This window comes from Pseudomonas wadenswilerensis (assembly GCF_900497695.1).
Classification (GTDB): domain Bacteria; phylum Pseudomonadota; class Gammaproteobacteria; order Pseudomonadales; family Pseudomonadaceae; genus Aquipseudomonas; species Aquipseudomonas wadenswilerensis.
The window spans coordinates 154,210-178,457 of sequence record NZ_UIDD01000008.1 but is presented as its reverse complement, the minus strand read 5'-3'; the positions used below and the strand labels follow the sequence as shown (position 1 = coordinate 178,457).

Sequence of the window (24,248 nt, the reverse complement as noted above, 5' to 3'; positions counted from 1 at the left end):
CAACCAATGAACACGGTTGTACAGCATGCCAGAGCCGGGCGCCGCTGACTTGAACGATCTTGCTGTCAGCGGCGGCGCAGTGCGCTCAGCTCAGTAGTGGTTGCTGGCCAGGCGCCGCTGCGCCGCGATGCAGCCATTGATGTCCACTGCTTTTTGCCAGTAAGCCTTGCTTTGCGCCGGGTCGGCGCTGGCCAGCAGGCGGTAGACCTCGGCCTGGTAGTCGCGCTGACGGCCCCACTGCATCGCCAGGCCTTGCGGTTGCTCGCGATGGCACAGCAGGCGCACGGCCGGTTGCGGGTAGTAGGGGGCGTAGAGGCTGGCCAGGTTCGGCACGCTTTCCAGCGCAGTGCGGTATTCGCTACGGCTGTAGTTCGGGCACCAGTTTTCGATGCCCAGCGCCGCCGGGGCGAAGCCCTGGCCCATGCTCGCTTCGAGCAGCGGGCAGGCGGCAGCCGGGATCTGCGCTGCCGGCAGGTAGGTGATGTAGTAGAGGGCCAGGCGGTACTGGGCGGCCGGGTGGTCAAGCTCCACGGCTTTTTTCAGCAGGCTCACCGCAGGCGCCAGGGTGCGGCCCAGGGCCTGGCCTTGCTGGGCGAGGTCCTGGTCGGTGGTGCTGGTCTTGAGGGTGAAACTGGTGTTCTGGTTGTCGGCCTGTTCCAGCAAGGTCAGGGCCTGGCGGTACAACAGGTCGGCATGCGGGTCGATCCGTACGCCGGCGGCCAGCGCCGAAGTTGGCAGCACGACGGCGAGCAGACCGTGCAAAAGGGGCGAGCGGATCAAGGAAGTGCCTCTGGAATTCGGGGCCGGGCGGGTATGCATGGTGGTTTCGAGACGACTGCGCTGTTCAGGGTTCAATCCGACTGTCCATAGTGTGGCTTGAGGCTGGCCTGGAGGTATAGCGCGTCATTCTAACCGCTCTCGGCCTACACCCGAAAGCGTAGCCCGTCAGGGCAACAGTTGCCGGAGGTTGTAGGCCAGCCCGGCGACGGCAATGGCCAACAGCACCACGGCACTGATTGCGCTGATCAAGCGTCGGTTGAGACGCTCGGCCAGGCGGCCGATGACCAGGATGTACAAGCCCAGAATGCCCAGGTCGAGCACCAGCCAGACCAGCCCCAACACCATCAGGCTTTGGCTGAACTGCTCGGTAACCTGGATGAACTGCGGGAAGAAAGCGACGAAAAACAGAATGTCCTTGGGGTTCGACAGGCCGATGGCAAAGCCTTGCCACAGCCCGCCCTGGCGGACGGGGGCCTGCTGTATGGCGAGCGCGGGCTGGCGCAGTTCAGCCAGTGCGCCGAGGCCCAGGTAGCCGATGAACAGGCAACCGAACATGCTCAGGGCGCTTAGCAACAGTGGGTTGACGGCTGCGCTGCTGAAGATCAGCGCAGCGGCCAGGGCAATCAGCACCAGCGAAGCACCGTTGGTCCCCAGGGCGGTCAGCAGTGCCTGTTTGCGTCCGGCGCGGGCGGTGGTGTTGACCACCAGCGCCACCACCGGGCCGGGGCTGGCGATCAAGAGCAAAACAGTCAGGGCGTAGGTGGCAAGCAGGGCACTGTTCACGGGCATTTCTCGATGGTTTTTACCGGGAGCGGCATTCTCTGCAGGCGCGGTTCGGTTGTAAAACGCCTGTTACTGTGGCCTTCTATTAGTTTTACTCATGCTTGAGGCGGCCATGACCGAACGCATTCCCGCATTGCAGGCGCTCAGGGCGTTCGAGGTGGCCGCACGCTATGGCTCCTTCACCCGCGCGGCCGAAGAACTGGCCCTGACCCAGGGCGCCATCAGCCATCACATCAAAACCCTCGAAGGCTTGTTCGACTGCGCATTGTTCGAGCGCCGCGGGCCGAAAGTGGCGCTCACCGAGCCGGGCCGGCTGCTGGCCCAGGAGCTCAAGGTCGGCTTCAAGATCATCGAGAATGCCTGCGGGTTGCTCAGGCAGGACCGTCAGCACCTGCGCCTCAAGGCGCCTTCGACCCTGACCGTGCGCTGGCTGCTCAAGCACTTGGCGACGTTCAAGCAAGGCGAAGAACACCGCAAGGTGCAATTGAGCAGTGTGTGGATGGACATCGACACGGTGGACTTCTACAGCGAGCCTTACGATTGCGCGATCCTGCTGGGCGACGGCCATTTTGCCGCGGACATCGCCAGCCTCAAGCTGTTTGACGAATGGCTGGTGCCGGTGTGCCAGCCCGGTTACCCGGCAGACCTGGTCCACTGCGAACTGCTGCACCCGTCGCCCGATCGGCGTGACTGGCGGCGCTGGTTGAATCGGACTGGGGGCGCTGCAATCAGCCTGGACCGCGGCCAGCTGTTCGATACCCTGGATCAAGGCATCGCTGCCGCCCAGCAAGGCCTGGGTGTGGCCGTGGTCGACCTGCTGCTGGCCAGCGGCGAGCTCGACGCCGGCCGCCTGGTCACGCCCTTTGCGCAGGCGGTGGCCACCGGCGAGGGTTATTACCTGACCTGGCTGCAGGCTAGCCCCAAGGCGCGCCAGGCGCAGAAGCTCGGCGAATTCCTGCAGCAGCAGGTGCCGCGACTTCCCGCTCAGGGGCTTGATTATTTATATGACTAATACTGCGGCGCGCCGGCATCCAGCTGCAGTCGCGTGCTCATGAAGTCGATGAACACCCGCAGCCGTGGCGGTATTTGCCGCCCCGAGGGCCACAGCAGGTAGAAGCTGCCGCGCCGCTCCATGTAGTCATCGAGCACGGTCACCAGGTCACCGCGTTGCAGCTGCTGGCGTACGGTGAAATCCGGAGTGCAGGTGATGCCGCGATCGCGGGTGGCAAAGCAGATGCGCGTGTCGACGTGGTTGCAGACCATCGACACCGGGATGTCGTATTCGCGCCCGGCGGGCTCCTGGCGCAACGGCCATTGCTCGAGCTTGCCGGTGCTGGGGAAACGGTAGTGCAGGCAGGTGTGCCGGGCCAGTTCATCGGGATGAACGGGGGTGCCATTGCGCGCCAGGTACGCCGGTGAGGCGACCAGTACATGGTGGAAATGGCCCAGAAAGCGCGCGCTCAAGCGCGAGTCGCTGGGGGTACCGCCGCGCATCACCACGTCGAAACCTTCGCCGATGATATCGACCAGGCGATCGTCGAAATCCAGGTCCAGTTCGATGGCCGGGTACTGCGCCATGAACTCGCTCAAGGCCGGCATCACCAGTGCGGTGACTTGCGGCAGGCTGATGCGCAAACGCCCACGCGGCACCTCGCTGGCCTGGGACAGTTCAAGTTCGGTGGCTTCGATCTCGGCGAGGATGCGCCGGCTGCGTTCCAGGAACAGGCTGCCCTCGGCGGTCAGGGTGATGCTGCGTGTGCTGCGGTGAAACAGGCGCACGCCCAGGCGGCTCTCCAGGCGCGCCACGCGCTTGCCGATGGCCGAAGCGCTGACCCCCAGCGATTGCGCGGCGCCGACGAAGCTGCCGGTTTCTGCCACCCGCACGAACACCACGAAACCGCTGAGGCTATCCATCTGCTTTCCCTGATTGCGGACATCAATGTCCGTTATGAGCGGAATTGTACCCGTCTTTTTCCGCAGTGACCGCAGGCTTAAGGTTCGCCCATCTTTCCTACAGGAGTTTCACCATGACCCCGATGAGTTGCACGGCGGACGGGCCAGCCGCACTCGAACAGCCCTTGCCGGTCAGCGGCCTGCTGGCCCTGGCCATGACCGGCTTTATCGCCATCCTCAGCGAAACCCTGCCGGCCGGCCTGCTCGGGCAGATCTCCAGCGGCATGCAGGTCAGCGAGGCCATGGCCGGGCAGATGGTCAGCGTGTATGCCCTGGGCTCGCTGTTGACCGCCATCCCGCTGGTGACCCTGACCCAGGGCTGGCGTCGGCGGCCGGTGCTGTTGCTGGCGATTGTCGGTTTCCTGCTGTTCAACACCGTGACGGCGCTATCGAGTTCGTACTGGCTGACGCTGGTCGCACGCTTCATGACCGGCGTCGCCGCCGGCCTGGCCTGGGGCGTGATCGCCGGGCATGCACGGCGCATGGTCAGCCCCGAGCAGCAGGGCCGGGCCATGGCAGTGGCGATGATCGGCGCGCCGGTGGCGTTGTCGTTGGGGGTGCCAGCCGGCACCTGGTTGGGCGAACTGGTGGGGTGGCGCATGACCTTTGCCCTGGTGTCGGGGGCGACCCTGGTGCTGGTGGCCTGGGTGCTGTGCAAGGTGCCGGACTTCGACGGTCACGCCCCGGGTCAACGTCCCGGCATCGCTCAAGTTCTGCGTACCCCGGGAGTGCTGGCGGTGTTGCTGGTGATCCTCACCTGGGTGCTGGCGCATAACGTGCTGTACACCTACATCGTGCCGTTCCTGGCTTCGGTGGGGCTGGCAGCCAGCACTGGCATGGTCCTGCTGACCTTCGGTATCGCCGCCCTGGCGGGTATCGGCGTGGTCGGTGCGTTGATCGACAAGCACCTGCGCAACATGGTTTTGCTCAGCCTGTGCGGATTTGCCGTGGTGGCGCTGGTGCTGGGTTTTGTCAGCCAGTCGGCGCCGCTGGTGTACGTCAGTGTCGCGCTCTGGGGCCTGACCTACGGCGGCGCGCCGACCCTGCTGCAGACCGCCAGCGCCGATGCCGCCGGGGAGGGCGCCGATGTCGCCCAGTCGATGATCGTCACCGTGTGGAACTCGGCGATTGCCGCAGGCGGTCTGCTCGGTGGCGTGCTGCTCAGCCAGTGGGGCGTGGGCAGTTTCCACTGGGTGTTGCTGGGACTGATCGCCTTGGCCTTGCTGATTGCCGGTCGCGCCCATGGCCACGGCTTTGCCCCCGGTGCACGGGTAGCGCGCTAAGTTCGGCAGCCAGCGGCACAGGCAGGTAGAATCGCCGCATACACAGGTGTTTTCGAGGTTGCAGCGGTGGAGTTACAGCAGGGCTTTGTCCTGACCCGGCATTGGCGCGATACCCCGGCGGGGACCAGCGTCGAGTTCTGGCTGGCCACCGATCAGGGACCACGGCGCTTGCGCTTGCCGGTGCAGACGTCCGTTGCGTTCATTCCGGCCGAGCAGCGTGGGCAAGCCGAAGCGGTGCTGCGCGGTGAGCGCGACGTCGCGTTGCGCGAGCTGGCCCTGCGCGATTTCGAACAGCGGCCGGTGCTGGGCTTGTACTGCCGCCAGCACCGCCAGTTGATCCAGCTGGAAAAGCGCCTGCGCGCCGCCGGGGTGCAAATCTACGAGGCTGATGTGCGTCCGCCGGAGCGCTACCTGATGGAGCGTTTCATTACCGCGCCGGTGAGTTTCAGCGGCACACCTGATGCCAACGGTGTGTTGCTCGATGCCCAGCTCAAGCCCGCCCCCGGCTACCGCCCGAAGCTCAGGCTGGTATCACTCGACATCGAAACCACCGAGCGCGGCGAGCTGTATTCCATCGCCCTCGAAGGCTGCGGCCAGCGCCAGGTGTACATGCTCGGCCCGGCCAACGGCGACGCCGAGGGCGTGGATTTCGATCTCGAATACTGCGACAGCCGTGCCCGCTTGCTCGAGCGCTTGAACGACTGGCTGGCCGTGCATGACCCCGATGCAATCATCGGCTGGAACCTGGTGCAGTTCGACTTGCGCGTGTTGCAGCACCACGCCACCCAGCTCAAGGTGCCCTTGCGCCTGGGGCGTGGCGGTGAGGAAATGGACTGGCGCGAGCACGGCAGCCGCGCGCATTTTTTTGCCGGGGCCGCCGGGCGCCTGATCATCGACGGTATCGAAGGGCTGCGTTCGGCGACCTGGAGTTTCCCCTCGTTCAGCCTGGAGAACGTCGCCCAGACCCTGCTCGGCGAAGGCAAGGCCATCGACACCCCGTACCAGCGCATGGACGAAATCAACCGCATGTTCGTCGAGGACAAGCCGGCCCTGGCCCGTTACAACCTCAAGGACTGCGAACTGGTCACACGGATTTTCGCCAAGACCGAACTGCTGACCTTCCTGCTCGAACGGGCCACGGTTACCGGCTTGCCGGCTGACCGCAGCGGCGGCTCGGTGGCGGCGTTCTGTCATTTGTACATGCCCCTGATGCACCGCCAGGGCTTCGTCGCGCCCAACCAGGGCGAGCGCCCGGAGGAGGCCAGCCCCGGTGGATTCGTCATGGACTCGCGGCCGGGGCTGTACGAGTCGGTGCTGGTGCTCGACTACAAGAGCCTGTATCCGTCGATCATCCGAACCTTCCTGATCGACCCGCTAGGGCTGATCGAAGGCCTGCGCGAGCCGGGCGACGCGACCTCGGTACCGGGCTTTCGCGGTGCGCGTTTTTCCCGTACCCGGCATTGCCTGCCGGCGATTGTCGAGCGGGTCTGGCAGGGCCGCGAGGTGGCCAAGCGCGAGCACAATGCGCCGCTTTCCCAGGCGCTGAAGATCATCATGAACGCCTTTTACGGGGTGCTTGGTTCCAGTGGCTGCCGCTTCTTCGACCCGCGCCTGGCCTCATCGATCACAATGCGCGGCCACGAGATCATGCGCCGTACCCGCGAACTGATCGAGGCCCGGGGTTACGCGGTGATCTATGGCGACACTGACTCCACGTTCGTCTGGCTCAAGGGTGCCCATGACGAGGCGGACGCGGCGCGTATCGGTCGCGAGCTGGTGCAGCAGGTCAACCAGTGGTGGCGCGAGCATCTGCGTGACAGCTACGGCCTGGACAGTGCCCTGGAGTTGCAGTACGAGACCCACTACAAGCGCTTTCTGATGCCGACCATTCGCGGCGCCGAGGAGGGCAGCAAGAAGCGTTATGCCGGCCTGGTGCAACGTGGCGAGGGCGTTGAGGAGATGATCTTCAAGGGCCTGGAAAGCGTGCGTACCGACTGGTCGCCGCTGGCCCGGCAGTTCCAGCAGGAGCTGTACGAGCGGATCTTCAAGCGTCAGCCGTACCAGCAGTACCTGCGTGAGTATGTGCGCAAGACCTTGGCTGGCGAGCAGGATGAGCTGTTGATCTACCGCAAGCGCCTGCGCCGGCCGCTGGCCGACTACCAGCGCAACGTGCCGCCGCATGTTCGCGCGGCGCGCATGGCCGATGACTTCAATGACCGACAGGGTAGGCCGCGGCAGTACCAGAATGGCGGCTGGATCAGCTACGTGATTACCGTGACCGGGCCGGAGCCGTTGGAGACGCGGCATTCGGCGATCGATTACGACCACTACCTGACCCGGCAGTTGCAGCCGGTGGCCGATGCGATTTTGCCGTTCGTGGAGGATGACTTCACGGCGCTGATCGATCGGCAGATGGGCTTGTTCTAGCCGGACCTGCATGCACTGACCCTGTGTGGCTTGCCGGCGATGAGGCCGGTGCAGGCAGCACATCAGGGGTTGACTGGATTGCGACCGCTGCGCGCTCGATCGCTGGCAAGGCCAGCTCCCACAGGTCCGGCGCTTGCCGGCGATGAGGCCGGTGTAGCCAGCACATCAGGGGTTGACTGGATTGCGACCGCTGCGCGCTCGATCGCAGGCAAAGCCAGCTCCCACAGGTTCGGCGTACACAGATCTACTGTGGGAGCTGGCTTGCCGGCGATGAGGCCGGTGCAGGCAGCACATCAGGGGTTGGCTGGGTTGCGACCGCTGCGCGCTCGATCGCAGGCAAGGCCTGCTCCCACAGGTCCGGCGTGCACAGATCTACTGTGGGAGCTGGCTTGCCGGCGATGAGGCCGGTGCAGGCAGCAAGTCCAGGTCCGGCGTGCACAGATCTACTGTGGGAGCTGAGCAGCCGCTATTGAGTCCACACCACCCGCAGCAACGCCACCATCAACCAGGCCGTGGCCGCCAGGGCGGTAATGGTGCGCACATGGTTCCAGCGGTTCCACACCCGCGCATAGCTCGGCCAGGCACTGGCCGCCTCGCTACTGGCCGGCTCCAGGCGCGCCAGGCTCTGGTTTCGCGGCACGTTGAAGAGCATGGTCACCAGCACGTTACCGAGCAGATACAGGCCGCTGCCAATGCCGATGCACAGGCTGCCCGGCAATGGCCAGCGCAACCAGGCCCAGGTCAGCAGGATCGCGCAGGTCACGGCGGTGCCGAGAAACAGCGAGAGGAACAGGCGGTTGAGCACCACCTGGTTGATCGATTGCATGGCCGTCACCGCACTCTGTGCCGGAATGCGCTCCAGGGCCTGCATGACGAAGTTGGAGAAGGCGAAGAACAACCCGCCCATCAACCCGCAACCCAGGGCGGTAACAAGGATCAGCAGCAATAGCAGGGTGTCGGCAATGCTCATGGTTCAGGCCTTTTTCCAGGGTGGTCGACGGGCATGGCAGACGGCCTTCAGCTATCCTCAGAATCGGATGACAGACCTTTCGGTGTGTATCCAAGGTCGCACTTGGTAATCGGAAGTTACCTTTGCCTTGCCCACTCATCTGGCCCTGTAGTTTAGGCTCGCAACCCGGATCTTTCGTCGCGATTTGTAGTCTTTGTTGCATGGAAATAGAAAGGAGATGCGCATGCTTGTTCGGTCACTGACCCTCGCCGCCTTGCTGGCCATTGTCGCCGGTCCCGCCCTCGCTGCCGATAGCGATGACCCCTTGGGCCAGGAGCTGTACAAGACCCGCCCCTTGGTTGTCCTTGCCCCCAGTACCGCCGACCCGACCCTTCGCGCGTTGAACAAGGCCCTTGAAGACCCGGCCACCAAGGCTGCCTTCGAGGAGCGCAAGCTGGTGCTGTACAGCGTCGCCGGCATGATCGGCAAGCGTGATGACAAGTTTCTGGATCAACAGGCGACCATGGCCCTGATCCGCAAGTTCAAGTTCAGCGCCCGGGATACGATGGTCACCCAGGTAGTACTGGTGGGCAAGGACGGCGAGCTGCACCGGATCGAACACACCGGCATCCTCGAGCCCAAGGCGATTTACGATGCAGTCGACCAGTTGCCGGCAGCGGAAAAAGCCATCGTGCCGCCGACCGTTGCCGATTTGAAGGAGGACGCCACCAAGGGCAAAGAGGCCAAGCCCGGCAAGGACGGTAAACCCGCCAAGCCGGCCAAGCCGGCACCACCACCCAAACCGCCGAAGCCGCTGGAGGATTGAGGTTCAACCAGAAGCGTTCAGACGTACAAAGAATGCTGTGTTGAATGCGCCGAGCTGTTCGAGGAACTGTTCGGCGCTGGCCTCGGGTTGATAGGCGTGACGCAAAAAGAATTCGACCTCAGCGGCCAGTTGCGGACAAGCAATACGTAACTGGTCAGCATGATCCTCCAGGGTCAGCGGCCACGAAGGGTCCTTGTCACTTCGCAGCATGTTGCCGGCCCGCAATGCCTTGCGTGAGGCTTCCCGTTGCAGCCGGCGCAGCGTGTCTGCGTCGCCCGCATCGGCGATACCCTCGGCATATCGCTCAAATGCAGCCTGCAGGTCGGCATTGACTGCCCGCGCGATGGCTGGTGAAGGCTTGAATGGCGCGAAGCACTGGGCGAGGTCTTCGCCCCAGATACAGCGGCAGTGATGCTTTAGCCAGTAACCCCAACTGTTGCGGTGTTCCTCGGCCAGCACCTGGTCACGGGTGCCGATGTCGAAATCGATCTTGCTCACCAGTGGGTGCCGGTCCTGCAGCTCACCTCTGACCCGTTCAAGCTGCTGCAAGTCATTGGCGTTGGGGCAATGGTTGAGTATCAGGGTCACGTCCAGGTCCGATTCACCTTCGCGGGCATCGCCACGGGCAACGCTGCCGTAGAGGTAAATGCCACCGAGCAGCGTATGGCATCGGTTTTCGAGGGTGCGGCAGAGATCGTCGAGCACAGGCCGGTAGGCGGGTTGTAGCGCTATCGGCGCAAGCGTGAGGATAGCGCCGTTGGCATCCACCCCACCGATGTCCACTACCTGTCCCCGGTCTTCCAGCACCTGAACCTGCCGGCGGGTGACCAACTGCGCGTAGTCTTCCTGCATCGGGCTGGGCTTGGCGCCGATGCGGGCGATGTAGGGGCTGTAGGCCGCCTCGATCAGGGCATCGATGGCGGGCAGGTCTTCAGTGGAGGCCAGGCGGATCATGCAGCGAGTCCTTGGGCGAGCGTGCGGTTCACTACGCTAACACTAACTCCCGGTCTTGACCTTGCTCCACACCCGGGTGCGGATGCGCTCGTATTTGAGTGGCAGCGGCTCCAGGGCGAACAGGGTATCGAGCACCGCCTGGGGCGGGTACACCGACGGGTTGTCGCGGATCTTCGCTTCCACCAGCGGTGCGGCGTCCTTGTTGGCGTTGGGGTAGCCAAGGTAGTTGGTCGAGGCAGCGATCACCTCGGGGCGCAACATGTAGTTGATAAAGGCCAGGCCTTGCTGCGGGTTGGGCGCGTCCTTGAGCAGCACCATGCTTTCGAGCCAGAACGGCGCGCCTTCGCGGGGAATGCTGTAGCGGATGTCGCGGCCATTCCTGGCGTTATCGGCGGCAAGTCTTGCGTCAAACACCCCGCCGGACCAGCCCAGCACCACGCAGACATTGCCGTTGGCCAGGTCCGAGATAAAGCGCGAGGAGTCGAAGTAGGCGATATGCGGGCGCACCTTGAGCAGCAGCGCTTCGGCCTTGCGGTAGTCCTCGGGGTTCTTGCTGTTGTAGGGCAGGCCCAGGTAGTGCAGGGCGATGGGGATGATCTCGCTGGGTGAGTCGAGCATCGCCACGCCACAGTCGGCCAGCTTGGCGATGTTTTCTTCCTTGAAGATCAGGTCCCAGGAGTTGAGCGGCGCATCGGCGCCCAGGCGGGCCTTGATCTTGTCGACGTCGTAACCCAGGCCTGTGGTGCCCCACAAGTAGGGCGCGGCGAAGCGGTTGCCAGGATCGTTGCCCTGCAGTTTGGCGAGGATCTGCGGGTCCAGGTGCGCCAGGTTGGGCAACTGGCTGCGGTCGAGCTCGGCCAGCACCCCGGCCTTGATCAGGTTCGGCAACAGGTCGGCGCTGGCGAATACCACGTCATAGCCGCTGCGCCCGGCCATCAATTTGCTCTGCATCACATCGCTGTTGTCGAACACGTCATACACCGGGGCGATGCCCGAGGCCTGCTGAAATTCCTTGGTGGTGTTGGGGGCTATGTAGTCGTACCAGTTGTAGATGTGCACGCTGGGCGTGGCGGCCTGGGCTGCAGCGAGGTTCAGCAGCGCGGCCAGGGCCAGGGGCAGGCGACGGATCGACTTCATGGGGGCACTCCGGGATCTTGTTATTGTAAGGGGTAGCGCTCAGGGGATCAGCAGTTCGCGGCGGCCATCGGCGTGGTCCACCCTTTGGCCGGGCAGTTGCAAGCGCCGGTCGGCGAGGTAGTCGTAGTCGCGGCGGGCGTGCTCTAGTTGCTGCAGGTCCAGTTCGACCACCTGCCGGCAGGCTTCACGACCGGCTTCGAACAGCAGACGCCCGTGCGGGTCGACCACCGCGCTGCCGCCGGCGAATACCAGGCCGTCATCGCCTGGGCCGACGCGGTTGACCATCAGCGCGAAGGCCTGGTTTTCCTGGGCGCGGGCCATGATCGCGGTGCGATGCACCGGGCCGTAGGGGTCCATGTTGCCGTTGGTTACCACGATCAGGTCGACGCCCAGTTGCGCCAGGGCGCGGCTGCTTTCTGGCAGCTCGATGTCGTAGCAGATCAGCAGGCCGATGCGCAGGCCTTTCCAGCTCACCGTGGTGTAGCGATCGCCAGGCTCGAACAGGCCGCGTTCCGAGGGCCAGAGGTGGGTCTTGCGGTAGCGCAGGGCGATGCCTTGTGGCGTGAGCAGCAGTGAGGTGTTGTAGTAGCCGTCGTCGGCCTTTTCGGCAAGGCCGATCACCACCGCGACCCCGCGTTCGCGTACCGCTTGCAGCACGGCCTGGACGCTGGGGCCGTCCACGCTTTCGGCAACCTTGGGCAACTGCGCGGCGCTGGCGAAACCCATCAACTGGGTTTCCGGGAACACCAGCAGGTCGGTGTCGGCTGCACAACCGGCAATGGCTTCCAGGGTGCGTTGCAGGTTGTAGGTGGTATCGCCGTCGCGGCCGGCGAGTTGTATCAGTTCGATCTTCATCGGGGTTCCTTGCGTGGGGCTGGAACCGAGTATGCGGCGCGACGGCGTGGGCGGTAATCACGTTGATGGAGTAACCCTGAATGGGTAATGGCGCTCAGATCTCCCGTTCAACAAAGGCGAAGTCGTCGTCGATCAACTGCTGCAGGTACTCATCGAAGCTCTCGGCAATCACTTCATAGCTGTCCGGGTCGTGCAGGTAGCGCAGCACCTGGCCGACGGTGCCGGCGGCGGCGGGGTTGAAGTCGATGTACAGCTTCGAGGTGCCGCCGTTGTTCATGCAGTGGGAGAAGCACAGGCGCTGGTTCATGCCCAGGTCGATGTCGATGCCCGGGCCGACGGTTTCCGGGTATTCGTCCAGGAAGTCGCCGTAGATGCCGCGAATGCTATCGGTATAACCTCTGGCGTCTTCGAGGACCTGCTCGGCGGCGCTGAGGTAGTAGGGGTACTCGAACACGTCCGAACCGAGGATCAGGACGATGACTGTGCCGCCTGGGTAGTCACGGAAATGGGTACCGTCGATATGGCCGAGCAGTTCCAGCAGGCTTGCGGGACACAGCGGGTAATGGTTACTGAGTTTCTGCAAGGCTTCGGCCGAGGCGCCGTGGGTGAGGTTCAACTGCTCAAGCGACTCGCTTGGCAGCGCCTGACGCAGGCCGGTGAGGTACGTGGTGACGAGGGACATGAGGGGCGGTTCCTTCCTGAAAGAGCACAGATGATAGCCAGGCTGGCGTAAATTCACCGGGATTGCGAGCGCTGCACGCTCGATCGCGGGCAAGACCCGCTCCCACAGGGTTTGTGCAAGACCTGTGGGAGCTGGCTTGCCAGCGATGCGGCCGGTGGGCCAGCTTTAGTGCGGCGCTCTTCCAAGCCCTTCTATCATTCGCATAGAATGATAGAAATTCTCATTTGCTCTTCGAGTCGCCATGACCGATTCCAACCCCGCCCTGCGTCAGCAGGTCAGCCACCTCTACCGGGCTCATCACCGCTGGCTGACCGGCTGGCTGCGCCCGCGGGTGGAATGCCAGGACCTGGCCGCCGACCTGGTGCAGGATGTGTTCGTCCGCGTGCTCAGCGCCGACGATGCCAGTGACCGCCTGCGCGCCGTGCGCGAACCCCGGGGCTACCTGGCGACCATCGCCCGGCGCTTGATGATCGATCATTTTCGCCGCGCGCGGCTCGAGCGCGCCTGGCTGCAGGCGCTGGCCGAGCAGCCCGAAGCCCTGGACATCTCCGCCGAAGCCCGGGCCATCCTGCTGGAAACCCTGTGCGAGCTGGACGGCATGCTTGCCGGCCTCGGCGCCCGGGTGCGCAAGGCTTTTCTGCTTTCGCAACTGGACGGCATGACCTACAAGGCCATCGCCGAAACCCTTGGCATCTCGGTGGTTACGGTCAACCGCGACATCGCCAAGGCCCTGCACCATTGCACGCTGTACAGCCTGCAACACGAGGTCGACTGATGGCCGCCCTGGACTCGCGCCAGCTCGCCGCCCTCGAGCAGGCCGCCGCCTGGCGTGCGCGCCTCGGTGATGAAAGCGCCGGCAGCGCCGAACACGCCGCCTGGCACGCCTGGATGCAGGCCGACGAGCAGCACCGCTGGGCCTGGCAGCAGGTCGAACGGGTGCAGCAACGCCTGCAGCAGATGCCCACGCGCCTGGCCGGGCGCACCCTGGAACTGGCCGGCCAGCAGCCGGCGCTGGGCCGTCGTGGTGTACTCAAGGGGCTGGTACTGATGGCCGGTGCCGGTGGGCTGGGCTGGAGCGGCTATCAGCAGGCGCGCCAAGGCCCCTGGTTCGCCGACTACCACACCCGTACCGGCGAACGCCTGAGCCTGACCCTGGACGATGGCAGCCAGGTCCAGCTCAACACCGCCAGCGCCCTGGACGTACGTTTCGACCCTCAGCAGCGCCTGCTGGTGCTGCGCGACGGCGAGGTGCTGATCACTACCGCCAAGGACCCGGCCAATCGACCCTTCCGGGTACAAACCCGTCACGGCACGCTGCAGGCGCTGGGCACGCGTTTCTCGGTGCTGGCCGGCGAAAACACCACGCGCCTGGCCGTATTCGAAAGCCGTGTGCAGGTGCTGCCGGGCGAGCAGGGTGGCGGCGCGCTGCTGGAGGCCGGAGAGCAATGCCGTTTTGCCAACCCGGCGCTGGTGCTCAGTTCGCCGCTGGAAACCAACCTGGACGCCTGGAGCAAAGGCCTGCTGATCGCCAACGAGCAGTACCTGGGGGCGTTTGTCGCCGAGCTGGCGCGCTACCGCCGTGGCTGGTTGCGCTGCGCGCCGGAAGTGGTGGGGCTGCGCATCAGCGGCACCTTCAGGCTCGACGACCCGGCGCAGATCTTCCGCGCCCTGGAAAGCACGCTACCGGTAACGGTCAGCCAGCGCACGCCGTATTGGGTGACGGTAAAGGCACGCCAGTAAAAGTATTTTTCATGCAAATGATATTAATTCGTCTTGTCGTTCGACTTATGGAAGGCAGGCCCACTGCCTGAATGCCAACCAGAAGAGAACGCATCGAATGAGAACCCGCCGGATTCACCACGCCCTGCGCTGTTGCGCGCTGTTGTTGCCCTTGAGCATCGGCCACGCGCAGCTACGACCTGGGGCAGGACGATCTTGGCCAGGTGCTGACCCGTTTTGCCGCCGAGGCGGGAGTGGTGCTGTCGTTTGACCCGGCGCTGACCCAAGGCCAGCGCAGCGAAGGCCTGCATGGCCAGTATGGGGTCGAGGAGGGCCTGCGCGCCTTGCTCGCCAGCAAGGGCCTGGCGGTGATCAGGGAAGCGGACGGGCGTTACAGCCTGGTACGGGAAGTGAGCGAGGCGGGTGCGATCAACCTCAGCGCCACCGAGGTCACCAGCAACCAGTTGGGTACCATCACCGAAGAGAGCCGCTCCTACACCCCCGGCACCATTGCCACCGCCACACGATTGGTACTGACCCCGCGCGAGACGCCGCAGTCGATCACCGTGGTGACCCGCCAGCACATGGATGACTTCGGCCTCAACAACATCGACGACGTGATGCGCCACACCCCGGGCATCACCGTCTCGGCCTATGACACCGAGCGCAACAGCTACTACGCGCGCGGCTTTGCCATCAACAACTTCCAGTACGACGGCATTCCCTCGACCTCGCGCAACGTCGGTTACTCGGCCGGCAACAGCCTCAGCGACATGGCCATCTACGACCGCGTCGAAGTGCTCAAGGGCGCTACCGGATTGCTGACTGGCGCAGGCTCCCTGGGCGCCACCATCAACCTGGTGCGCAAGAAGCCCACCGCCGAGTTCAAGGGCCACTTCGCCCTTGGCGCCGGCAGCTGGGACAACTACCGCAGCGAACTGGACGTCAGCGGCCCGCTGACCGACAGCGCCAATGTGCGTGGCCGGGCGGTGGCGGCCTATCAGGACAAGCACTCGTTCCTTGATCACTACCAGCGCAAGACCAGCGTCTACTACGGCATCCTCGAGTTCGACCTCGACCCTGACACCTTGCTGACCGTTGGCGCCGACTACCAGGACAACAACCCCAAAGGCTCCAGCTGGTCGGGCACCGTGCCGCTGTACGATGGCAATGGCGACACCAACAATGTCTCGCACCACTTCAACAACGCGGCGAAATGGAGCAGTTGGGAGCAATACACCCGCACCGTGTTCGCCAGCCTCGAGCATCACCTGGACAACGGCTGGGTGGCCAAGGCCCAGCTCGATCACAAGATCAACGGCTACCACGCGCCGCTCGGCTCGATCCAGGGCTACCAGCCACGCAAGGACGGCACCGCCGGCATCTATGCGCAGAAGTACACCGGCGAGACCGTGAGCGACTCCCTCGACCTGTATGCGAGCGGGCCGTTCCAGTTGTTCGGCCGCGAGCATGAGCTGGTGATCGGCAACTCCTTCACCGCCTCGCGCTGGAAGGGCAACGACTACCGCAATGTCACCCATGCCAACAACAACATCGCGGACTTCCCCAACTGGGACGGCGACATTGGCGAACCCGACTGGGGCCCGGTGGCGGCGCGCACCGACGACAAGGTGCGCCAGAACGGCACCTACCTCACAGCACGCCTGCACCCGACCGACGACCTGACCCTGCTGCTCGGCGGGCGCCTGGTCAACTACAGCTACGACGGGATCGAGGACAACAACAAGGAAAACGACCGCCTGGTACCGTACGTTGGCGCGGTCTATGACCTCAACGACACCTACTCGCTGTACGCCAGCTACACCGATATCTTCATGCCCCAGGACGCCTGGTTCCGTGACCGTACCAACCGCCTGCTGGACCCGGACGAAGGGCAGAACTACGAACTGGGTCTGAAGGGTGAATTCCTTGACGGCCGGGTCAACGCCAGCCTTGCCTATTTCGAGATCCATGAGAGCAATCGTACGGTCGAGGACAACCAGTACAACGGCAACCCGACCAACCCCGACGTGGCCTTCGCCTGGATGGGCGTGAAAGCCAAGACCAAGGGCTTCGAGGCCGAAGTCTCGGGTGAGCTGGCGCCGGGCTGGCAATTGCAGGCCGGTTACACCCATAAAGTGATTCGCGATGACGATGGCCAGAAGGTTTCGACCTGGGAGCCGCAAGACCAGGTCAGCTTCTACACCAGCTACAAGCTCAAGGGCGCACTCGAGCGGCTGACCGTCGGCGGTGGTGCGCGTTGGCAGGGCAAGGGCTGGCAGGTGCTGCACAATCAGCCCAAGGACATCGACGAGGAATTCGCCCAGGATCCGTTCTGGCTGGTGGACCTGATGGCCCGCTACCAGTTCACCGATAGCTTTTCGGCCACTGTGAATGCCAATAACCTGTTCGATAAACGCTATTACACCAATATCGGTTTCTATAATTCGATGTCTTATGGTGACCCGCGCAACTTGATGTTGACCACCCGCTGGGATTTTTGACTGGCTAAATAACAACGCCCCCTGAACCCTATGTAAATACTGTCAGTAGGGCGCCTGCAGCTCCCACAGCAAATCTGTGTACGCCGTACCTGTGGGAGCTGGCTTGCCAGCGATGAGGCCGGTTCAGCCAACATCAGCCGTCGTCTGAATTGCGACGTTCGTGCTCCAGCAACCAGCGCTTGCGTTCAATCCCACCGCCATAACCGGTCAGCGCGCCGTTGCTGCCCACCAGCCGATGGCAGGGGATGGCCAGGCTCACCGGATTCAGTGCATTGGCCAGGCCTACTGCCCGCGCGGCTGCGGGGTTACCAAGCTGTGCGGCGATCTGCCCGTAGGTGCGGGTGCTGCCCACCGGGATCGCTCGTAACGCCGCCCAGACGCGCTGCTGGAACAGGGTGCCGCCAGCGTCAATGGGCACTGCATCAAACGCCTGCAATTGGCCCGTGCAGTAGGCCTGCACGGCATCGGCGAGCGCCGCCAGCCCCGCGGTTTCACGCAACTGCACGCCTGTGCCGAAGCGGCTACGCAGCAGCCGCAGCAGGCGTTTTTCGGGCGCATCGAATTCCAGTGCCAACAGTTGCTGGCCGTCACTGACGATCAGCACCTGGCCCATCGGCGCCGGCAAGTGCAGGCGGCGCAGCAGCAGTTCGCTCATCAGCATTCCTCGTTCAGGCGTGTTCGATCAGCATCACGGCCAGGGTGTCGGCGTCCAGCGCGTCGAACAGGTGCGGGGTATCGGCCGAATAGCTCATGTAGTCGCCGGCCGCCAGTGTCACCGCCTGCTCGACCGGCCCCACTCGGGCGCGGCCGTGGCACAGGATCACATGCTCAAGGGTACCCGGTGGATGCGGTTTTGACAGCCGTGGCTCACCTGGCTGCACCCGCACCCGGTAAATATCGCGCTGAGCCCCCGCCGGACAGGCGGCGAGCAAGGTGGCGGCGTAATTGGCCTGCTCGGCGTGGCTGGCGGCGCCTTCATTGGCGCGAATCACCTGCACATGCTGACGCGGCTGGCCCATCAGCCGGCTGACCGGCACTTGCAGCGCGCCGGCCAGGGCCCAGAGGGTTTCCAGGCTGGGGTTGCCGACCCCGGACTCCAGCTGCGACAGGGTGGACTTGGCCAGGCCTGCGCGCTTGCCCAGTTCGGTCACTGACAGGCCCAGGCGCTCACGCTCGCGGCGGATGGCGCTGGCCAGCAAGAGGATGGGGGAGTGTGCTTCGATCATTTGTTCGCTATACCGGTCAATTGTTCGTCTTGACGAACGGTTTTCATCTGTTCAGCATAACGGACCTTTGTTCGATATGACAGGAGTCAGCTCGCCATGCACCTGAAAACACGCGGCACCCTGGAGATGACCGCCGCCATGCTGATCTCCGGCACGGTTGGCTGGTTCGTCCTGGCCGCAGACCAGCCTGCGGCCGCCGTGGTGTTCTGGCGCTGCCTGTTCGGTGCGTTGGCACTACTGCTGGCCTGTGCCGGGCTGGGTTTGCTGCGGCGAGGGAGGATTAGCCGGCGCCAGGCATTGGCGGCGGCAGTCGGCGGGGTGGCGCTGGTGCTGAACTGGGTGTTGCTGTTCAGCGCCTATGGGCATGCCTCGATCGCCGTGAGCACCGTGGTCTATCATACCCAGCCGTTTATGCTGGTGGGCTTGGGCATGCTGTTGTTCGCCGAGAAGATGACCGCTGGCAAAGCCGGCTGGTTGCTGGCGGCGTTCGCGGGAATGCTGCTGATCGTCATGGCCGGATCGAGCGCTGATGCGGTCGCCGGTGATTACCGTCTGGGCGTGCTAATGGCGCTGGGTGCGGCGTTTTTCTATGCGATTGCCGCCGTTATCACCAAGCGATTGCACGGTGTGGCGCCGCAATTGATCGTGCTGATCCAGATGCTGGTCGGTGTAGGGCTGCTGGCGCCCTTTGCGCAGGTGCCGGGGTTGACGCGTGCGCCCGCTACCTGGGCCTGGCTGGCCACCATCGGCATCGTCCACACCGGGCTGATGTCGACCCTGCTGTACAGCGCTATCCAGAAGATCCCCACCAGCCTGGTCGGCGCCTTGTCGTTCATCTACCCGGTGGTGGCGATCCTGGTCGACTGGCTGGCCCTGGGGCACCCGCTCAGTGCGCTGCAACTGGCCGGTTCCGGCTTGATTTTGCTGGCGGCGGCGGGGATGACCTTTGGCTGGACGCTGCGGATCACGACCGCTACGCGGCCGATCGCTGGCAAGGCCAGCTCCCACAGGGGGCGCTGAGCGTCCCAGGACTATCCCTCAGAACCACCGATCGTTGCGTTTGCGCCCACGGCTCAAGGCCGGCAGGATCAAGCCAGCGAGCAGGCCGGCACCGGCGATGCCGCCGCCGTAGACCATATAGCGCATCAGCACCTGCTTGTTCTCGTCACCCAGACGCGCCTGGGTGCTGCGCAGTTCCGACTGGGTATCGCCGAGCTCGGCATTCAGCGCCTTGTTGCGTGCTTCCAGCTCGTCGATCAGCGCCTTGCGCGAATCAAGCGTCTCCTGCATGCCTTGCACGCGGGTTTTCCAGCTGTCGTCGATGGTCTTCAACTGCTCGCTGAGCTGGGTCACCTGCCCGGTCAGTTGCGGCAGGCGTTCGGCCTGGCCGGGCACGGCCTGCAGGTCGCTGCTGGTGATCCACACGGTGTCTCCGGACTCGCCGCGCACCTGGCTGTAGTTGCCCTGAGTGGTCAGCAAGGTGACCTTTTGCCCGGACTTGAGGTTGCCAACAATGCGGTGGCCATCGGTGGGGCCGCTGCGCACGTAGGTGGTCAGGCTGTCGCTGACCCAGCGTTCGCTGCTGGGCGCGGTTTCTTCGGCGTGCAGCGGGTGGGCAAGGACCAGCAGGGCGCCTATCAGGCTACCGCTCAGCAGGCGGCGCGCGCCCGGGGTGCAGGAGGAAAACAGCGCGGGCGCCGCAGAAACAGGACGAGAGATAGGCATGATGGTCTTCGCGTGAAATAAACAATAAAAGCCCGATGACTGGGCCGGTGAAGAGTCGGCGTGCGCGCAGGCCGCCAGCTGAAAGACCATATTTCTGCAGGCAGGTTCACTGAAGGGGGTAGGAAAATAGCAGCAAATGTTGCGGGCACTGGCTGTGCCCGCAAGCGGGGGAGGGGCTTGAATCAGCTCACGACGCGGTAGCAGGGCACGTATTCGGCACCGCCCGGCAGCTTCATCCGGTGCTGGTCGACGAACGCCTGCAGCAGGTGGCCGAGGGGTTCGAGCACGGCGCTGTCACCCTTGATTTCGTACGGGCCTTTCTCTTCGATCAGGCGGATACCCTTGTCCTTGACGTTGCCGGCGACAATCCCGGAAAACGCCCGGCGCAGGTTGGCGGCCAGTTCGTGCGGCGGCAGCTCGCGGCTGAGCTTGAGCCCGGTCATGTTTTCGTGGGTCGGGTCGAAGGGGCGCTGGAAGCCTTCTTCGATCTTCAGCAGCCAGTTGAAGTGGAAGGCGTCGTTGCGTTCGCGGCGGAACTGCTTGACCTCCTTGAGCCCGTCAACCATCTGCCGAGCCACTTCGGCCGGGTCGTCGATGATGATCTGGTAGTGCTCCTGGGCCTTCTCGCCGAGGGTGGCACGCACGAACGCATGCAGCTGCTGCAGGTACGGCGCGGCGCTTTTCGGCCCGGTGAGGATCACCGGGAACGGCAGGCCGCGGTTGTCCGGGTGCATGAGGATGCCGAGCAGGTAGAGGAACTCTTCGGCGGTACCGGCGCCACCGGGGAAGATGATGATACCGTGGCCGACGCGTACGAAGGCTTCCAGGCGTTTTTCGATGTCCGGCAGGATCACCAGTTCGTTGACGATCGGGTTGGGCGCTTCGGCGGCGATGATGCCCGGCTCGGTCAGGCCCAGGTAGCGGCTGCCGCTCATGCGCTGCTTGGCATGGGCGATGGTCGCGCCCTTCATCGGGCCCTTCATCACGCCCGGGCCGCAGCCGGTGCAGACGTCCAGCTTGCGCAGGCCCAGCTCGTGGCCGACCTTCTTGGTGTACTGGTATTCCTCGGTGCTGATCGAGTGGCCGCCCCAGCACACCACCATTTTTGGCTCGACGCCCGGGCGCAGGGTGCGGGCATTGCGCAGCAGGTGGAAGACGTAGTCGGTGATGCCCTGGGAGCTTTCCAGGTCGATGCGCTGGCTGGCCAGTTCGCTTTCGGTGTAGACGATATCGCGCAGGGCGCTGAAGAGCATTTCACGGGTGCTGGCGATCATTTCGCCATCGACGAAGGCATCAGCCGGTGCGTTCAGCAGTTCCAGGCGCACGCCACGGTCCTGCTGGTGAATGCGCACCTCGAAGTCTTTGTAGGCTTCGAGGATGGTCTTGGCGTTGTCGACGTGCGCGCCGGTGTTGAGGATTGCCAGCGCGCACTGGCGGAACAGGGTGTACAGGCTGCCGGAACCGGCTTCACTCAGTTGCTGTACTTCACGTTGAGACAGTGTTTCCAGGCTGCCTTTTGGGCTGACAGATGCATTGATAACTTCACGTTGGGGCATTCTGGGTTTCCTGTGAGCGGGTAAACGTCCATCTTCAGAACACCACCATACCGACAAATTGTCGCAGCAACGAGTGCCTTTCGCTGTCAGGCCTTGTCGGCAACACCTGGGGCGGCTCGCCAGCCGACGGCCTGCAGGGCATCGAGCAACTGCTCGGGTTTGAGTGCCAGTACCTTGCTGCCATGGGCTTCGAGGTCGGTGGCCGCCAGCAGGGCATTGACGATGGCTTCCTCCACGGCATCGGCCGCCGCGCTGAACAGCGCCGAGATATGATCGTTGTTGACCATCTGCACCGTGCTGGTCGGCGGCCCCGGGTGGCCAAAGTTGGCCGCCGGCAGGCTGTTGCCGGTCGAGAAAGCGATGAAGATGTCGCCACTGGAGTCTTCGGTGCCGCCGCCGACCCGTGCCAGCCCGACACTGGCCCGTTGCGCCAGGCGCGTGCACTGGTGCGGCAGCAGCGGCGCGTCGGTGGCCAGGGTGATGACGATCGAACCCATGCCCGGCTCGCCGACGTTGCGCGGTGCGCTAAAGGGCGAATGCACTGCACCCAGCACCTGGCCGACCGGGTAGCCGGCTACCCGCAAGGCGCCGCGCACACCGTAGTTGGCCTGCACCAGCACGCCGACGGTCCAGCCGCCGGCCGCGCTGTCCAGTACCCGCGAAGCGCTACCGATACCGCCCTTGAATTCGTGGCAGATCATCCCGGTGCCGCCGCCGACGCAACCTTCAGCCACCGGCCCCGATTGCGCAGCGGCAAGCGCCGCGTGGACATGCTCGGCAGTGACATGCTGACCCCAGATGTCGTTGAGCACGCCGTCGTAGGTTTCCAGTACCGTGGGCATGCACCAGTAGGTGCGCGCCTTGCCCATCTCGCGCTCGGCCGCCACCAGCGCATCGCGGACCACACCGACGCTGTGGGTGTTGGTGTAGGCAATCGGCGTGGTCAGCAAGCCGGCCTCGCGAATCCACTCAAGGCCAGTGGCATCGCCATTGCCGTTGAGTACGTGCACGCCGGCAAAGCACGGCTGCAGGCTGGCGGCCTGGGCCCGAGGCTCGATCACCGTGACCCCGGTATTGACCGCGTTGTCGCCGCTGCCGCGCTGCACGGTGTGATGGCCGACACGCACGCCCGGCACATCGGTGATGGCGTTGAACGCGCCAGGGGTGCCCACGCCGATACGAATGCCCAGATCACGTACACGCATTGATTCACAGCTCCTGTAGGAAGGTTTGAAGGGCCCGCAATGGCCGTTGCTCGCACAGCATGACAAGTACTCGGGCAACGGCAATACTGCGTGCCGGTGTGCAGAGTCTAGGAACTCGACCTGCCGCTGGCGATTCCCCCCAATCGTTACCCCCTAGGAGTTACCGGTGAACCTGCTATTCGAAGCCGCCGCCCATCACCACGCCCTGGCCCGGGTCATCGACCAGCTGGGCAGGCCGGGGTTCTGGCACCAGTTGATCGTGCTGCTCGATCAACTGGTGCCTTGCGACACTGCCCTGGCCTTGCTGGTGGAGCGCGACGGTGCGCCGCGGGTGCTGGAGGAATTCGACCGTGGCTTTCGCGATGCGCCTGCGGCGGCGCCACTGTACCTGGGCGGCCTGTACCTGCTCGACCCGTTTATCCAGGCCATGCGCGACGGCCTGGCCGATGGCGTGTACCGCATGGAAGAGGTGGCGCCGGACGAGTTTCGCAAGAGCGACTACTTCAACAACTACTTTCGCGCCCTGGTCGGCGAGGACGAGCTGCAGCTGATCCTCAACCTCGAACCGGGCAAGGTCCTGGCCATTTCGTTGGGTGCCAACCAGCGTTACCAGACGGCGACCATCGGCCAGCTGACCCTGCTGGCGCCGTGGCTGCTGGCCCTGATGCGCCAGCACTGGCAACAGCAGCATCCACAGCAGGTCAGCGAGCATTCGACCCCGGTCGAGCGTGCCCTGGAGCATTTTGGCAGCGACACCCTGTCGGCCCGCGAACTGGAAACGGCCCGCCTGGTGCTGCGCGGCAACTCCAGCAAGGCCATCGCCAAGCGCCTGGACATCTCCCAGGAGACGGTCAAGGTGCATCGCCGCAACCTGTACAGCAAGCTTGGGGTGTCGTCCCAATCGGAGCTGTTCAGCCTGTTCTTGCAACACCTGGGACAACACCACCATCAGGAGTGAATGATGCTACGGATACTGGGCAAGGCTTCATCGATCAACGTGCGCAAGGTGCTGTGGACCTGCGCCGAATTGCAGCTGCCGTTCGCGCGCGAAGACTGGGGCTCGGGCTTTCGCTCGACCGCGGAGGAGGCGTTCCTTGCGTTGAATCCGAATGCCATGGTGCCGGTGATTCAGGACGGCGATTTTGTGCTGTGGGAGTCCAACAGCATCATCCGTTACCTGGTTTCGCAGTACGGCGGCCAGCAGATGTACCCGGCTGAACCGAAGGCGCGGGCGCGGGTCGATCAATGGATGGACTGGCAGGCTACCGACCTCAATGGCGCGTGGAGCTATGCCTTTGTCTCGCTGGTGCGCAAGGCGCCGACCCACCAGGACCCTGAAGCGCTGGCGGCGGGTTGTCGCAACTGGGCGCGCAACATGACCATCCTTGAGCGTCAGCTGGAGCGTACCGGAGCCTATGTGAGTGGCGCGGACTTCTCCCTGGCCGACATTCCCATCGGCCTGTCGGTCAACCGCTGGCTGCAGACCCCGCTGGAGCGTCCGGCGCTGCCGGCGGTCGAGGCTTACTACGATCGCCTGAACGAACGTGAAGGCTATCGCTTGCATGGGCGCAACGGTTTGCCTTGAGGTCAACTTTAAACATTGCGTCGGGCCTGTGGGAGCCGGACTTGCCGGCGATCGAGCGCGCAGCGGTCGCAATTCAGGCAACGCTGGATGTGCTGGCTG

The 24,248-nt window shown here is 64.3% G+C and carries 22 protein-coding genes and 1 pseudogene; 10 read left to right on the top strand and 13 right to left on the bottom strand.

Features of this window, described 5'->3' with window-relative positions; translation table 11 throughout:
• Nucleotides 1-90 precede the first annotated feature (90 nt).
• The gene (locus tag CCOS864_RS16230) at nt 91-819 is read right to left on the bottom strand and encodes a sel1 repeat family protein (protein WP_115087662.1); all 729 of its coding nucleotides are present in this window, start codon (nt 817-819) and stop codon (nt 91-93) included.
• A 126-nt stretch (nt 820-945) separates the two neighbouring features.
• Nucleotides 946-1,563, bottom strand: a complete 618-nt coding sequence (locus CCOS864_RS16225; protein WP_115087661.1) for a LysE family translocator — start codon at nt 1,561-1,563, stop codon at nt 946-948.
• A 112-nt stretch (nt 1,564-1,675) separates the two neighbouring features.
• Between CCOS864_RS16225 and CCOS864_RS16220 the strand changes: the two genes are divergently transcribed.
• The gene (locus tag CCOS864_RS16220; RefSeq protein WP_115087282.1) at nt 1,676-2,575 is read left to right on the top strand and encodes a LysR substrate-binding domain-containing protein; all 900 of its coding nucleotides are present in this window, start codon (nt 1,676-1,678) and stop codon (nt 2,573-2,575) included.
• On the opposite strand, the gene CCOS864_RS16215 is transcribed toward CCOS864_RS16220, so the two are convergent.
• Complete coding sequence (locus CCOS864_RS16215) at nt 2,572-3,477, bottom strand: LysR family transcriptional regulator (protein WP_115087279.1); 906 nt, start codon at nt 3,475-3,477, stop codon at nt 2,572-2,574. The two genes, CCOS864_RS16220 and CCOS864_RS16215, sit on opposite strands and share 4 nt — an antisense overlap.
• Nucleotides 3,478-3,599: 122 nt before the next feature.
• Here CCOS864_RS16215 and CCOS864_RS16210 point away from each other — a divergent pair, with 122 nt between their 5' ends.
• Nucleotides 3,600-4,799: an MFS transporter gene (locus CCOS864_RS16210; RefSeq protein ID WP_115087660.1), complete on the top strand. Its 1,200-nt coding sequence runs from the start codon at nt 3,600-3,602 to the stop codon at nt 4,797-4,799.
• A 66-nt stretch (nt 4,800-4,865) separates the two neighbouring features.
• A complete protein-coding gene (locus tag CCOS864_RS16205; RefSeq protein ID WP_115087278.1) occupies nt 4,866-7,226 on the top strand; it encodes a DNA polymerase II in 2,361 nt (786 codons plus the stop codon).
• A gap of 466 nt (nt 7,227-7,692) precedes the next feature.
• Here the strand turns inward: CCOS864_RS16205 and CCOS864_RS16200 are convergent, their stop codons facing one another.
• On the bottom strand, nt 7,693-8,196 hold the full coding sequence (locus CCOS864_RS16200) for an anthrone oxygenase family protein (protein WP_115087277.1): 504 nt from the start codon (nt 8,194-8,196) through the stop codon (nt 7,693-7,695).
• A 223-nt stretch (nt 8,197-8,419) separates the two neighbouring features.
• Between CCOS864_RS16200 and CCOS864_RS16195 the strand changes: the two genes are divergently transcribed.
• Nucleotides 8,420-9,001, top strand: a complete 582-nt coding sequence (locus CCOS864_RS16195; protein WP_115087276.1) for a DUF4174 domain-containing protein — start codon at nt 8,420-8,422, stop codon at nt 8,999-9,001.
• A gap of 3 nt (nt 9,002-9,004) precedes the next feature.
• Here the strand turns inward: CCOS864_RS16195 and CCOS864_RS16190 are convergent, their stop codons facing one another.
• The 4 genes from CCOS864_RS16190 to CCOS864_RS16175 all read right to left on the bottom strand — a co-directional run bounded on the left by CCOS864_RS16190 (nt 9,005) and on the right by CCOS864_RS16175 (nt 12,629).
• The gene (locus CCOS864_RS16190; RefSeq protein WP_244211930.1) at nt 9,005-9,955 is read right to left on the bottom strand and encodes a nucleotidyltransferase domain-containing protein; all 951 of its coding nucleotides are present in this window, start codon (nt 9,953-9,955) and stop codon (nt 9,005-9,007) included.
• A gap of 42 nt (nt 9,956-9,997) precedes the next feature.
• A complete protein-coding gene (locus tag CCOS864_RS16185) occupies nt 9,998-11,092 on the bottom strand; it encodes a polyamine ABC transporter substrate-binding protein (protein ID WP_115087275.1) in 1,095 nt (364 codons plus the stop codon).
• A 39-nt stretch (nt 11,093-11,131) separates the two neighbouring features.
• A complete protein-coding gene (locus CCOS864_RS16180; RefSeq protein ID WP_115087274.1) occupies nt 11,132-11,947 on the bottom strand; it encodes a carbon-nitrogen hydrolase family protein in 816 nt (271 codons plus the stop codon).
• 94 nt (nt 11,948-12,041) lie between these two features.
• Nucleotides 12,042-12,629, bottom strand: a complete 588-nt coding sequence (locus CCOS864_RS16175) for an SMI1/KNR4 family protein (RefSeq protein WP_115087273.1) — start codon at nt 12,627-12,629, stop codon at nt 12,042-12,044.
• Between the two features lie 241 nt (nt 12,630-12,870).
• Between CCOS864_RS16175 and CCOS864_RS16170 the strand changes: the two genes are divergently transcribed.
• The 3 genes and pseudogenes from CCOS864_RS16170 to CCOS864_RS16160 all read left to right on the top strand — a co-directional run.
• On the top strand, nt 12,871-13,404 hold the full coding sequence (locus tag CCOS864_RS16170) for a sigma-70 family RNA polymerase sigma factor (protein ID WP_115087272.1): 534 nt from the start codon (nt 12,871-12,873) through the stop codon (nt 13,402-13,404).
• Entirely contained in the window at nt 13,404-14,369 is a 966-nt protein-coding gene (locus CCOS864_RS16165) for a FecR domain-containing protein (protein WP_115087271.1), read from the top strand. The genes CCOS864_RS16170 and CCOS864_RS16165 overlap by 1 nt, the downstream gene beginning before the upstream one ends.
• Before the next feature lie 413 nt (nt 14,370-14,782).
• Nucleotides 14,783-16,852, top strand: a pseudogene (locus CCOS864_RS16160) (TonB-dependent siderophore receptor); the annotation flags it as partial.
• 133 nt (nt 16,853-16,985) lie between these two features.
• Here the strand turns inward: CCOS864_RS16160 and CCOS864_RS28600 are convergent.
• Both CCOS864_RS28600 and CCOS864_RS16150 read right to left on the bottom strand, forming a co-directional pair.
• On the bottom strand, nt 16,986-17,507 hold the full coding sequence (locus CCOS864_RS28600) for a methylated-DNA--[protein]-cysteine S-methyltransferase (RefSeq protein ID WP_115087658.1): 522 nt from the start codon (nt 17,505-17,507) through the stop codon (nt 16,986-16,988).
• Between the two features lie 13 nt (nt 17,508-17,520).
• Nucleotides 17,521-18,078, bottom strand: coding sequence for a helix-turn-helix domain-containing protein (locus CCOS864_RS16150; protein ID WP_010221765.1), 558 nt, complete (start codon nt 18,076-18,078; stop codon nt 17,521-17,523).
• 96 nt (nt 18,079-18,174) lie between these two features.
• Between CCOS864_RS16150 and CCOS864_RS16145 the strand changes: the two genes are divergently transcribed.
• Entirely contained in the window at nt 18,175-19,098 is a 924-nt protein-coding gene (locus CCOS864_RS16145) for a DMT family transporter (RefSeq protein WP_115087269.1), read from the top strand.
• Between the two features lie 18 nt (nt 19,099-19,116).
• On the opposite strand, the gene CCOS864_RS16140 is transcribed toward CCOS864_RS16145, so the two are convergent.
• The 3 genes from CCOS864_RS16140 to CCOS864_RS16130 all read right to left on the bottom strand — a co-directional run bounded on the left by CCOS864_RS16140 (nt 19,117) and on the right by CCOS864_RS16130 (nt 22,564).
• Complete coding sequence (locus CCOS864_RS16140; protein ID WP_115087268.1) at nt 19,117-19,803, bottom strand: TIGR04211 family SH3 domain-containing protein; 687 nt, start codon at nt 19,801-19,803, stop codon at nt 19,117-19,119.
• Between the two features lie 182 nt (nt 19,804-19,985).
• Complete coding sequence (ppnN, locus tag CCOS864_RS16135) at nt 19,986-21,359, bottom strand: nucleotide 5'-monophosphate nucleosidase PpnN (protein WP_115087267.1); 1,374 nt, start codon at nt 21,357-21,359, stop codon at nt 19,986-19,988.
• Nucleotides 21,360-21,445: 86 nt separating this feature from the next.
• Entirely contained in the window at nt 21,446-22,564 is a 1,119-nt protein-coding gene (locus CCOS864_RS16130) for a DmpA family aminopeptidase (protein ID WP_115087266.1), read from the bottom strand.
• A gap of 166 nt (nt 22,565-22,730) precedes the next feature.
• On the opposite strand from CCOS864_RS16130, the gene CCOS864_RS16125 reads away from it, so the two are divergent.
• Nucleotides 22,731-23,522, top strand: coding sequence for a response regulator transcription factor (locus tag CCOS864_RS16125; RefSeq protein WP_115087265.1), 792 nt, complete (start codon nt 22,731-22,733; stop codon nt 23,520-23,522).
• 3 nt (nt 23,523-23,525) lie between these two features.
• A complete protein-coding gene (locus CCOS864_RS16120; protein WP_115087264.1) occupies nt 23,526-24,149 on the top strand; it encodes a glutathione S-transferase family protein in 624 nt (207 codons plus the stop codon).
• The last annotated feature ends 99 nt before the right edge of the window (nt 24,150-24,248 follow it).